Here is a 12,390-nt window from a genome sequence, read left to right as displayed (position 1 = left end):
CCCCCCCCCCCCCCCCCCCCCCCCCCCCCCCCCCCCCCCCCCCCCCCCCCCCCCAGGAGATGATTGCCATTCTTCGAGAGGAGCACCAATATGGCACTTTGACTTCAATAATCTCAACCTCGTTGTTCAAGATACGCCAATCTGGTTTGATTCGGCGTATGGACCTAATATTGAATTCACATTAACTTACAATGCGCTTGGAAAAGAAAATACAAATAATTCGGTTGGCTCTCGATGGTCCCATAGTTACAGTGACTATATAACCCAACCGAATGAATCTAATTCGCTAGTTCTGTTTGCGGGAACAGGACGCGTCGATGAATACCAACAAATTGGTACTAACTATGTTTTAAATTCACAATCGCTTCTGTCAGGAGAAGCGACTTTGCTGCCTCGGTTGAGTGTTGAAGATGGCGTGATTAAGGCGACTTACGTTGACGGCAGTTACAAAACGTTCACTCACGTGGAAAGTGGCGACTACCGATTAAGTTCCACGGTCGATCAAAGCGGTAACGCACTTAAGTTTGCTTACCAAGACGACCAGTTAACGAGTGTGACTAACGCATTAGATCAATCTCTGACTTTTAGTTATAACCAGGCCAAGCAAATTGTCTCGGTGAAAGGCCCGACGGGGTATCAAGCTCACTTCAACTATAACCAGAAAGGTGAATTAATCTCGCTTGAGGACATGCAAGGGTACTCCGCAGATATCACTTATGATGAGATGGGGATAATCTCGTCAATCACTGATGCTAAGGGACAAACCCAATTTGTTGTTGAGCTAGGCAACGCTGATTCAAATCGGGTAGATGAATATCCAGCACCTGGTGACCCAATGGGAATGAGTAGCCGAGTGACTGCGATAAATCCGCTGGGTTATAAAGAGGAGTTTTTCTACAACTCAGAAACAGGCAAAGCGTGGTACATCTCACCAGAACACTACATCAATTACGTGGATGTTAATGTTAACAATGACCAACCCGACGTTCCTAAAACTGTCTATGACTATCAGCGGTTCTCCAAAGGTTATTCTCGTGTTCAACAGGTTACTAGACCGGATGGTACATGGACTCGTTTCGAATACGATCAAAATCGTAATCTATCCAAAACTGTTTATTCAGATGGTAATTCCGTAAAGTATCGCAACAACTCGTTTGGTAAAGTTGTGGAGTTTACTAATACGCTCAATAACAGCACGATCTATGTTTACGATGCTCGTCAAAACTTAATTAAAGCTGTCACGCCGACAGGCGAAAAGGGTTTTGAATACAGCCAAAATAACTTACTGATTGGTGCTACTAATTTAAACGGAGTTAAAACTCGCTATAAATACAACGACCAAGGGCAGTTGTTACAAGTAACGACTGCTGATGGTAACGTTGTCGACTTTGGTTATTCATCTGGGCGACTCGACTCGATTGTTAGTCAGGGTAAGGCGCTGGCGTCATATCAATATGATGAGCTAGGGCGCGTAACGCAAGTTATTGATATACATGGTAACGCCACGCAGTATCGTTATGACCGAATTAACCAACTCACTCATGTCAGCGGAGAGGGAAATCGTGATACTGAGATTGTTTATGGGAGTTGTCCTCGCCTTGTAGAGAGCGAAACCCTTCCGGGAGGTCGAACTTACCAATATCAATATAATTCAGCAAAGCAACTGGTAGCGGTTATTGACCCTATGTTGGGCGTTACACGGTTAAAACGAGATGCGGCAGGACGCACTACGGTTTTAATTGATGCCAATCAAAATAAAACAGAATTTGAATATAACGCCGTGGGTCAGCTTACAACGAAGCGTTACGCAGATGGCAGCGCGCTAAAAATTGATTACCAGCAAGGTTATATCAACAGCACCACTAATGCTCGAGGCGTTACAAAGTCTTTTCATTACAATGAAAATAACCAACTGACTCGTGTAAGTTATGGCGACGCTACACCAGAAGTTTCCTATCAATATAATTCGTTAGGAGAGCTGGTATCAGTCTCTGATGGCCAAGGTCTGACACAATATTCTTATTTCTCGGACGGTAAAGTTGAGAGCATTGATGGCCCTTGGGACAACGATACCATTGAACTTGGGTTTGATAAGCTGAATCGATTGTCTTCATTGATGTTGGATGGAGATAACTACGGTGAGTACAAGTACGACGCTCTGGGTCGACTAAAGCAAGTTTCGGCACTGGAACAGGTCTTTGAACTCACCTACGATGATTCGCCTGATAATGTTTCGGCTCACTTAACTTACCCCAATGGCATCAAGCAAGTATTGAGCTTTGACAATATTGGCGATCTCTCCAAGCTCGAATACCGAAAAGGCGTGAATACAATCGGCAAGTTTGTTTTCGGTTTTGACGTTGCAGGTAAACTCACCCAATTAGAGTCTAACGAACCGCTCCTTCTAGAGCGCCCACAAACACAAGCCACGTACAATTCGCTTAACCAAATTTCCTCGTGGGATGGCGACAGCAGCGCTTTTGTTTATGATGCTGATGGAAACTTAGTACAAGGCTTATTGCCAGGTGAGACTCCTTTTGAAGCAGACTATGACGCTGAAAACAGACTGACCGCGATTCGTTTTGAGAAAAGTGGCACTCAGATTGAGGAACGATTTGAGTATGGTCACGATCATTTTCTAAGAGTGTATCAGCGTTTTGAAAGCAATATTAAAACCTTAGAGAAACGCTTTGTTCGCTTAGGCCTTATTGAGCTGCAAGAGCGTGACAGCGAGAACAACGTATTAGCAAACAATGTATGGCGACCAGATAGAAAAGGCGGTGTCGCTGGCTTATTAATGCGTCAGCAGAGCCAGCAAAATATCTACTACATGACTAACCATCTTGGTCACGTCTATGGTGTGTTTAACCAGGCTGGCGAAAGACTCAGCCAGCGAGGTTATTCGCCTTACGGGCAAATAAGTGGTGATGGTTTCACTCTACAGCCGTTTGGTATGTCGACCAAACGCTCAGATTTTGAAAGTGGATTAGTTTATTTTGGTTATCGCTTCTATATGCCAAACTTGGGCCGCTGGCTAAACCGCGACCCACTGCAAGAGCAAGGCGGGATTAACCTCTATGCGTATGTAAATGGTGACCCGTTAGGGTATGTAGATCTGGATGGAAGGCTCGGGGTACCGATCTCTCCAGTTCCAGTGCTACCACCTCAAGCTTTTAATCCTCCCGAACTAAATAAAGCACTCCGAGACGCTGAGGTTAAGGCAGATGAGGAAGCGTGCAAAGTAGCGAAAGATATTGATAGAATATCGGATGTTGGTGGAGCAATTCCTAACCCGTACGTTAAAACAAGCTGTACGGCAATTAATATAACGTCCAAGTTAGTGCAGGCTGGGATTTGTAAATGATAAATTATTTTTGTTTGACGGAAAGGGTTGGAAAATAAACAGTATATACTCAATAGCTACAATTATTGCTCGATGCATAAAAATGCGAGCTTGTCCGTGGATAGGTGCTTTTGCTAGAGGTGTGATGGATAAATGCAAAGTTAAACCTCATCCCACACCATATATCACACGGTAGTACCACGTAATTTAGGTAACTAGCCACCGTTGGGAAAGCCTGAATCCTAGTATGTGCTCCTATCCAAGGGCAATACTTATTATACCTCAGTAGATCATTTAAGACGCTATAGGTAAGCTAAAAACAGCCAATCGCTGCCCATATGCGAAAAACGTTCGGTTGGCTAGGTAAAGCATACTGGAAAGAGAATATTGTTTGATTACGAGGTCATATTGTCAGTTGTATCAGTGCCAATGAAGACGTAATAGTGAATTACATTTGACATCAGGACTAAAAGAACCTTGGTTGACGGAGCGTAGGGTTGTAACAGTAACTATGGGGATCTGCTCGGTATTAAGCCATTTACTTTAGATAGTGGTAATTTAATTTTTTCACACATATTAAGGGGTGTAAATGAAAGTTAGTCTTTTATGTTTTTGGTTGCTATGTGTCTCATTACCTCTCCAAGCCACGGAGAGAAGCAAGATGGAAAATGAGATTTCTGAAATTCTGGGATTTGAACAAACAGTGGAGCACTACTTTGTAGAATATAAAAAACAGCTCTTCAAACTATATCCCAATTTTACAGAGGAGTATGTTGAATTAAATTATGCTCCAGTTTTTCAGTATGGTAAAAAGAGATATATGAATGCATATATGAAAGGTTTGTTAGTTTATAGTGATGAAGAACTTAGGCAACTTATTGATTACTATAAGTCTGATAAGGGAAAGTGGATTGTTAAGAAAAATTTGGAATCAAATGTTATTGTTCTTGATGATTTAGCACTTGCTTCTGATGATTTTAATAAGGTATTTATTGAGAAGATTGAATCTCAACAATAACAAATATCGATTATAATGAATAGGGGGCAGTTTTTTCCTTTTACTATAGGGTAAAGGCTTTGGCTAAAAATAAACATTCCTTACATTAATAACTTAAAATGCTAGCCGACAATATAGGTTTAACTGGTTTGTGTGTGGTCCGTGTATTGATCTAATACGATTATTGTATTGTTCTACAACTACGCAAGTCGATGTATACATAGGGAAGTTATAATGATCAAATCAATTAAAATCACCAAAAAGAACTACTTGGATTTTTCAGGTTTTGCTTTAAAACGACTGAGTTCATCGCAAGAAAGTACAAAAAAGAACTTTATAAAGAGCATGATGATTGGCTTTTTTATTGCTGTTTTTTTATGTCAGTCGCTATAAATATTGGAAGGGTTAACTTTTCTAGTTTTCATTTGCAAACATTTTTAATGACAATGACACTTATTTTTATATTATTTTCGGGTTTTATTTATAACTTAATAAAGATAAGGAAATTATCAGTGCCAAATGAAGGTGGTATTATTATTGGTGATAAGACCATTGAGTTAACAGAGGAAGGGATTCATGAAGTGAATCCATTCGGGAGTTGTTTTTACAAATGGGAGGCTGTTGAGTCCGTAGAGGATAACAGTGGAGATGTTTATATTTTTGTGGATAAGCTTGCTGCTTTGATTATTCCTTCTGATTCATTCGAATCTCAGATTGAGGAAGAAAAGCTGGTTTTACTAATAAAGAAATATGCATTGAAGACAAATGATTAAGGCAAGTGAGATAGTGTGTGTTTTCACCCATTAATGCGTTTAGCATAAGGCAAAGCCCTATGTTTTCTGTTAGAAATCTATCAGCTCTGTTTTATCTTGTAGCGCTTCTTCTGCCGGATTTTTCCTGCGTTGACGGGCGAGAAAGCAGTTTAACTTATGGTTATCAGCACTAGTATTTGGCTTCATGCAAGTTTTTGCGGCAACGTTTATGTTGACCACTTGGTTCGACACAGCCATAGCGTTGATGTTCCCATGGTTGGCAAATATCTCTTGGGTGCTAAGCTTGTCTAATAACCAAGGGATAAAAGTGAATCCATGGTCAGTCGTAACCTTATGTGCGCTAATCATTTTCTTTTCTCAGCCGCTAGTAATAGTGGCCGGGGGTAACGGGGCTACCTCTATTTTATCTTTAAAGTTACACTCTGGAGCTTATTTATGGGGCGTTGCGTTGATGCTACCTATATTTATTAAGAATAAATAATTAAAGCATAGAAGAATAGGGTCAGGTCTTGTCTTTTTCCATAATACAAAAGGCTTTGTCTCTGGGTTATTAATGCGTCAGCAGAGCCAGCAAAATATCTACTACATGACTAACCATCTCGGTCATGTCTATGGTGTGTTTGACCAAGCAGGCGAAAGACTCAGCCAGCGAGGTTATTCGCCTTACGGGCAAGTAAGTGGTGATGATTTCACTCTACAGCCGTTTGGTATGTCGCCCAAACGCTCAGATTTTGAAAGTGGATTAGTTTATTTTGGTTATCGCTTCTATATGCCAAACTTGGGCCGCTGGCTAAACCGCGACCCACTGCAAGAGCAAGGCGGGATTAACCTCTATGCGTATGTGGATGGTGACCCGTTAGGGTATGTGGATCCGGATGGCAAGCAAGCATTCCCAATACCATATATACCCAATAGGCCTACAGAGGATTATTACCCGCAAGAGGTAAAAGACAGTATTGAAAAAGGTGAAAAAAAAGCTAAGAAAAAAGCATGTGATACTGCTGGGTATACACAAACGGTAGCGGACATGGCTAGTACATTGTTTCCACCATCGAGGCCACTATGTGTGGGAGTTGATGTGTATAGTCGATTGGTCAAAGGAGTTGTATGTGAGAAATAATCTGAAAACCCAAATTAAAATGATGTTAGTTGCAGTGACCGCGTTCGTACTGGTTTTTATGATGTTCCAATTGACTCTAGTAGGGAGTGGTTCGACGGAGATAGAAGAGTTTGAAATTATGGAGGTTTATTGTGAACCAACAATTAAACTTGCAAATGGCGCTGAATCAAACAATGTATGCAGGTTTAAGGGGATTACAAATGGTGAGAAAATTTCTGGTTATGCGCTACCAGCGTGCGAAATTGATAGGAGTTATATGACTCTTAAAAAAAGTAGTAGCATATTCAGTCAGAGTCCTAATTTTACATTGATATGCTATTGAATTATTAATTAATAGGTCTTTGTTTCCAAGAAATGCTAATGAGGTTAGTTATTGGTTTTGTTGCTTAATTCAGAGAGAGAGAAGGCATACTTATCCCATAGAAGGCTAGACAGTACTGTGATGATATGCAGAGCCATTATAAGAAAGCAGCTTCAGCTACTTACAACGCCGCAAAATCTGTACCAGGTACAAGCGTGACGGGACCGCTGCCAGGTAGTCAAGTTGATTTAGCTACAGGGTATGTTGTCGGTGAGCTTTTATGAATAAAAAACTAGTATCTTTAACTCTCTTCATTTTAATTAGTCATTTAGTGACTTTTAGTTTGGCCGACGGAAGAGGAAAGGTTTTTTTCCTAAAATTAAAGAGGTTAGTTAGGATGTCATATTAGATGATGACACTTGCTATATAATATCGAGTGATTGGCTATTGCTTTCGAAGAATGAACGGTCATATGCATTTATGTATTTAGATAAGAAGTCTCTGGGTGCTACGATTGCATTTGGAAAGAATATGAGTCAAATGCCGGAAGAGAAACGATAGTGGATTAGGCTAGAAGAAGAGATTCGAGGAAAAAAGATATACTTAATTGAGTATAATTCCAAAATTCACTACTTTTCTGATGTGAATACTCTTGAAGCGCTCATGGTCGTCGACGATAAAGGAGTATTTAATTACCCAATGCCTTTAATAAAAACCAACATTGATGATTGCTCAATTTGAAGTAAGGTAGAGTTCGAATACTTGCCTTTAAGAAACACAAGATAAAGGGGGCAGTTTTTGCTTTTTGCTATAGGGCAAACACAGGATAGTAGGGTCAGGTCTTGCCTTTTGCTAAAAGGCGGTGTCGCTGGGTTATTAATGCGTCAGCAGAGCCAGCAAAATATCTACTACATGACTAACCATCTTGGTCACGTCTATGGTGTGTTTGACCAGGCTGGCGAAAGACTCAGCCAGCGAGGTTATTCGCCTTACGCGCAAGTAATTGGTGATGATTTCACTCTACAGCCGTTTGGTCTGTCGACCAAACGCTCAGATTTTGAAAGTGGATTAGTTTATTTTGGTTATCGCTTCTATATGCCAAACTTGGGCCGCTGGCTAAACCTTTGATTGTAAGGACGGCGCCATGTTTTGTCTTAACGCGATTTACTTAGAGATCGACCCAACGGCGCGAAGTAACCTTGCAGCGCTTTATTAATTTCTTTGCGATGCTTGAGGTCTGGATATAGAGGGAACATATCTGGTTTGGTCGTGCCATCGACTAAGTAAGCATTCTCGATATCTGAGCAGGATTCAATCGCAGATTCAAACGCGCGGGCCATCATCTCTGTTGGCAATGAGAAGTAACGGGCAGATGTTGCTTTGTCGGCAATGACACTTCGAGCCACGTAATCGTGCTTATCCAAATTGTTCTCGCTGAGTAATGTGGTGTTGAACAGCGACATCAGACTCTCGTTTAATGGGTGAGGTCGCACCTTTCTATCATGTAGCCAACAGTCACTGGCGAACAAGATTTGCTTGCGAGGACCGGAGGTGTCACCAATCTCAAACGCCTTTTCGGCAATGTAGTGGTCAAATGCATGCCAGAACTCATGCGCTAACGCACCAGCCCCTGCGTTTTTAGCGAGGGCTAACTCTCTTTGATTTGGTGCGTAGTGTGCTTGTACACCCTTTCTGCCACCACTGCCGAACGCTAAGCCTAATGTGCCACGTAAGCCAATCGCTTCTGGTGGCAAAGCCAAGATGTAAGCCAAGTCTGCTAGCGAGTCGAATATCAGATTCGCAGCGAGCTCTTTCTCTTCTTTCGTTACCCAAGCGCCTACACGAATGCTGCCCATACCGAAGGTCTGTTTGATGTCCATGAATGACACCTGATCGCCATGTCGGTAGTCTGGGCCTTTGCGCGTTTTGTATTTAAAGTGGGTTAACTTCAAAAGGGTCCTTGGAAATAGATGTAGTTTAGCGCTGTTGTGTGGTGCACAGGGTGAAGTTGAGAAAGTTAGCACCTTTGTCCGTAAATTACCGAACAAAATGAGTGAGATTGTGTTCGAAAGCCTCCCATGAGGTTGGGTTACCTTCGTGGGTCAGTGGAAATAGTGCCCTATTTGGTTTTGCATAGCTTAAACGATGTAGCCTCTGCGTGACATGATAACTGTCTAGCCCTGAAATTGTGACTAAATCTAACGCTTCTAAATCTAGGTAGCCGTCTGGCATCACAGCACGTTTTGGTGCGTGAATCGTAACAACTTCACCAATCAACATTTGAGTTTGGTTACTTTCAATTGTTATCTGCTCTTTGAAGGCTAAGCCTATTTTCAGAGGGCTTTCCAAAACAAACGGAGCAGGGAACACATCATCGTAATAGGGCGTGAGACCGACCGCGTTAAATTCTGAGACTGATTTAGGATAACGAGCGGAAGTTTGATGAGCTTTTTGAACAAAGCCCGCCCCGATACTATTGATAGTGAAGTGTTGAGTTTCTAGGATATTTTCTAGTGTATGACGGCGACTTTCCGCAGGCCGGATGATGAAGCCAAGTAAAGGTGGATTCGACCCCAACTGAACCACGGAGCTCACTACTGCAAGATTTTCTAGCCCTTGCTTGTCACAGGTGCCAATAAGGTTTGCGCTTTTAAACCCCGATAAGGAGTTAATTAAACGAGCGCGCTCACGCTGGTCCATTGCTTGGTTATCTTGTCTTGAAAGGGTCATTGCCTTCATATCTTCTCTTGAAAGGGTCATTGCCTTCATATCTTCTCTTCTTCTCACTTTTGTTTTCGACGACTTGTTTACTAACTAAAACATATCTACGCAGCATCACTTTATTCCGATCATCCAGTTTGAATAAGTGGTAGTGAAAGGAGGGTTCTTTTAGAAAACTGCAATTTCCTTGAAATTAAATGTGACACTGTAGCTTAATTTATTGTTGCAGCGGTTTGCTATTGAGCGATACCATGTACGGCTATTTCTTTGGTAAAGATGTAATTATGTCAGATGAAAAGCTCGCGCTAGAGTGGATGCGCCAACAAGCGCATAGAATTGATCCATATGTTATAAATCCATCATTTGATGAATGCGTTGAGTTGCTTGAGCCTGCCTTTAAGAAGGGCAAGAGTGTCGCGCAGCTAAAATATCTATTATCAGAAGCGGATCGCCGAGCGGGAGCTGCCGAACGTAAACATGCTGCTTTAAAGTTTGCTAAAGAAAAAAGCCCAAAGGCAGGTCAAAACCTTCGTCTGCAAAGCAAACTTCAACAAGTTCAATTGGCATTAAAGTTAGCAACTGGCGATAACAACATGACCATATCGCAGTTCTGCTCTGAATATGATGTCAGTAAGCGAGACGGCAACGAAGCGTGGAATGAAAAGTTGGTTGAGCAGAATAATAAGAAGTGATTTCGTGATGCCGTATATGGTTTAACTGAAGATCCGACAAGATTAACTTGCTTATGTATTCATTTAAAATCCTACCAATAAATGTTGCTCAACGGTATTTCAAAAGCCTGAAGATCTTCTTTTCAGGCTTTGCTAACGGCTAGCTACTCATCAGCTCCGTCTTAGTCGTTAACCACTTCTAAAAATACCGATGAGTGAATATCAGGTATTAAGGTCGAATGTTGTTGAAACTGACCTTTTGCGTTCCATCGCTCTGATTCTCTAATTTAAGTACATCTCCTTGATAGTAATAAGGTTCCATTGGCATCTTGCTGTTAGTTGGCCTTGCGTAGTGAAGTACAGCGGGTTTACCTTCCTCTTGTCGAGCATATAAATAGCCAATCAGCGCATGTTCAAATTGGTGATAGCCATTGCCCCAATGGAAGGCTTTAGTACGCTTAGGCTCAAGCCCAACGCCACCGTATTTATGATCTACCCATACATCATGAAAGGTGGGCAGGGTGTATTGCAGTACGTCTTTCATTGAACCATCGATAAGCGATACCGTCATCGCAGCTTGATCAAGCTCAGCCCATTCCCATGATGACGCCCATTGGCTGTACGGTCTGCTTTGCCAGCCCGTGATATCTTGCCCTTGCCACATCTTCTGAAGTCGCTCGCCAAAGTAGTTAGATACATTGGCAAAATCTTTTTGATATTGCGCCTGAGCCAAAGTGTGTTTCATACCGTCTAAACCAAACTCCGACCAATCGGAATTTTTTAATGCATGACCAGTTAGATAGGTCATCCAATACGCTTTAATGGTGTGCCCAAAATCATTGTGATTGGCATTCGGCATCATTGCCGCTTTGTCGTGAATTGCGCCGTAGAAGCGTTGTTCATCTTCAGAGTGGTAGTGATCAATCATGGCTTGCGAGAGCCAGTTTAAGTCATCAAGCCATTTGGCTTTGACGGGCTCTTTGAGCAGAGGAGCGACTAACAACAGGTAGCCGTTTATTTGATCAAGTTGCGCGACCAGTTCACGTCGTTTTGCACTGCCATCTTCACCGTCGGCGAGTACCCAAGCAAGACCGCTGTTGTCGCTAAGTCGATATTTATCAAAGATAAAAGCTTGTTGGGCGATGAGTGCTTCTTCTACCTTTTTGTCTTGGGTCAGGTAGTAGTACATCGCGAGTCCAACCAGCGCATACGCTTGATCTTGAGAGGTACGTTGCTGCCAATCTTGACCCGCTTTTCCCTCTTTTGTGTAGCCAATAAAGCCACCATTTTTCTTATCTTCTAGTTGATCAATGAGGTAGTAGGCACCTTGCTTGGCAAGCGCTAAAGCTTGTTTGTCTCCAGTAAGGTGATAGAGCACGCCGTAGGCATAGGTTTGGCGTGATTTCATACGCGTAAACTCCTTGCCAAAGTGGGGAGTGATCCAGCCTCTGTTCAATTCAGGACACACATCAGATACATCGAGCAAGGTACCATCATCGCAGCGGAAAGTAGGGAAATTGCCTATCGGTTCTCCCTGTGCGCTCGGCATAAGCCAGTAAGGTGCGAGCCCTTCAGAAGCATGATTGATCCAGTCTTCTCCAGAGGGAAGGGTGACATTGGCAGATACGGCCAAGCTAGTGACACTGAGTAATACGATGGTTGCTCGTAACATAACGTTTATCTTAACTATTTGAATTTAGTTGAATATAAACAATCACATCTGCACATTGTGATTAGGCGATCACAATCGACCAAATTATTTGTGGTGTAGATGTAGGACTATCTGGGTCTTACTCATTTTAATATTGCAAATAAACAATAATTTATCGTTTATCGATAAATTGTTGTTGATCATCGTTTGTTTTGATCTTAATATTCTTCCATCAACTCAACAGGAATATAAGTATGTCTAAGATTCAAAAACAAAGTCGCCGTGTGCGAATGCTACTGCAGTCCTTTCTTGCACTCACTCCGATCATGGTGTGTTACTTCTGGCTAACGGTTCAAACACCCTATGACTTTCTTAGTGAGATGGGCATTATTCAGTTTTCCATCGAGATGGATTACTTCACAACCTCTCCACTGACTACGACAACAAGAATCATCGCAATGTTCACCAGTTTGGCGATGTCGAGCATTCTTATGTATGCATTAACGGTTCTGATACGCCTATTCCGTAACTATGAGCGAGGTGAAATCTTCTCTTTAGAAAACGCAATGTCCTATCAGAAACTCGGATATAGCTTGTTTTATTGGGTATTAGGTTCAGTTATCTATGGTTCATTGATGTCAGTGATTCTGTCGTTCAATAATCCACCAGGTGACCGTATCTTTGAGATTAGTTTCGTTGGTATGGACTTTTTAACACTGATATTGGGTATAATTATTTTGATCATCTCGTGGGTGATGAAAGAAGGTTATATTCTGGCTGACGAACATAGCCAAACCATTTAAAGGACTTGTC

At 42.0% G+C, this 12,390-nt stretch carries 12 protein-coding genes; 8 read left to right on the top strand and 4 right to left on the bottom strand.

Annotation, left to right across the window (positions count from 1 at the left end):
- The 3 genes from ACED60_RS14510 to ACED60_RS14500 all read left to right on the top strand — a co-directional run.
- The coding region (locus ACED60_RS14510; RefSeq protein WP_371727854.1) for an RHS repeat domain-containing protein at positions 1-3,364 on the top strand (3,364 nt) is incomplete at its 5' end.
- A 568-nt stretch (positions 3,365-3,932) separates the two neighbouring features.
- Positions 3,933-4,361, top strand: coding sequence for a hypothetical protein (locus tag ACED60_RS14505; RefSeq protein ID WP_371727853.1), 429 nt, complete (start codon positions 3,933-3,935; stop codon positions 4,359-4,361).
- Positions 4,362-4,852: 491 nt separating this feature from the next.
- Positions 4,853-5,113, top strand: coding sequence for a YcxB family protein (locus ACED60_RS14500; RefSeq protein WP_009846197.1), 261 nt, complete (start codon positions 4,853-4,855; stop codon positions 5,111-5,113).
- A gap of 69 nt (positions 5,114-5,182) precedes the next feature.
- Here ACED60_RS14500 and ACED60_RS14495 read toward each other — a convergent pair whose 3' ends face one another.
- The gene (locus tag ACED60_RS14495) at positions 5,183-5,461 is read right to left on the bottom strand and encodes a hypothetical protein (RefSeq protein ID WP_371727852.1); all 279 of its coding nucleotides are present in this window, start codon (positions 5,459-5,461) and stop codon (positions 5,183-5,185) included.
- A gap of 205 nt (positions 5,462-5,666) precedes the next feature.
- Between ACED60_RS14495 and ACED60_RS14490 the strand changes: the two genes are divergently transcribed.
- The 3 genes from ACED60_RS14490 (at position 5,667) to ACED60_RS14480 (ending at position 7,662) form a co-directional block, all read left to right on the top strand.
- Positions 5,667-6,233 (top strand): RHS repeat-associated core domain-containing protein, encoded by a 567-nt coding sequence (locus tag ACED60_RS14490; RefSeq protein ID WP_371727851.1) that lies wholly within the window; start codon positions 5,667-5,669, stop codon positions 6,231-6,233.
- Entirely contained in the window at positions 6,223-6,555 is a 333-nt protein-coding gene (locus tag ACED60_RS14485) for a hypothetical protein (protein ID WP_371727849.1), read from the top strand. The genes ACED60_RS14490 and ACED60_RS14485 overlap by 11 nt, the downstream gene beginning before the upstream one ends.
- A gap of 828 nt (positions 6,556-7,383) precedes the next feature.
- The gene (locus ACED60_RS14480) at positions 7,384-7,662 is read left to right on the top strand and encodes an RHS repeat-associated core domain-containing protein (RefSeq protein WP_371727848.1); all 279 of its coding nucleotides are present in this window, start codon (positions 7,384-7,386) and stop codon (positions 7,660-7,662) included.
- A gap of 26 nt (positions 7,663-7,688) precedes the next feature.
- Here ACED60_RS14480 and ACED60_RS14475 read toward each other — a convergent pair whose 3' ends face one another.
- Together ACED60_RS14475 and ACED60_RS14470 are read right to left on the bottom strand one after the other, a co-directional pair.
- Positions 7,689-8,486 (bottom strand): CLCA_X family protein, encoded by a 798-nt coding sequence (locus tag ACED60_RS14475; protein ID WP_371727847.1) that lies wholly within the window; start codon positions 8,484-8,486, stop codon positions 7,689-7,691.
- Positions 8,487-8,571: 85 nt separating this feature from the next.
- Positions 8,572-9,273 (bottom strand): flavin reductase family protein, encoded by a 702-nt coding sequence (locus ACED60_RS14470; RefSeq protein WP_371727857.1) that lies wholly within the window; start codon positions 9,271-9,273, stop codon positions 8,572-8,574.
- A gap of 266 nt (positions 9,274-9,539) precedes the next feature.
- Between ACED60_RS14470 and ACED60_RS14465 the strand changes: the two genes are divergently transcribed.
- Positions 9,540-9,947 (top strand): hypothetical protein, encoded by a 408-nt coding sequence (locus ACED60_RS14465; RefSeq protein ID WP_026012354.1) that lies wholly within the window; start codon positions 9,540-9,542, stop codon positions 9,945-9,947.
- Positions 9,948-10,155: 208 nt separating this feature from the next.
- On the opposite strand, the gene ACED60_RS14460 is transcribed toward ACED60_RS14465, so the two are convergent.
- Positions 10,156-11,598, bottom strand: a complete 1,443-nt coding sequence (locus ACED60_RS14460) for an N-acylglucosamine 2-epimerase (protein ID WP_371727846.1) — start codon at positions 11,596-11,598, stop codon at positions 10,156-10,158.
- A 233-nt stretch (positions 11,599-11,831) separates the two neighbouring features.
- Between ACED60_RS14460 and ACED60_RS14455 the strand changes: the two genes are divergently transcribed.
- Positions 11,832-12,380: a DUF2975 domain-containing protein gene (locus ACED60_RS14455; protein WP_371727845.1), complete on the top strand. Its 549-nt coding sequence runs from the start codon at positions 11,832-11,834 to the stop codon at positions 12,378-12,380.
- Positions 12,381-12,390 lie beyond the last annotated feature (10 nt).

The organism is Vibrio sp. 1F279 (assembly GCF_041439815.1).
GTDB lineage: Bacteria > Pseudomonadota > Gammaproteobacteria > Enterobacterales > Vibrionaceae > Vibrio > Vibrio tasmaniensis_A.
The sequence above is the reverse complement of the archived record's forward strand: the minus strand, read 5'-3'. Positions and strand labels throughout refer to the sequence as shown.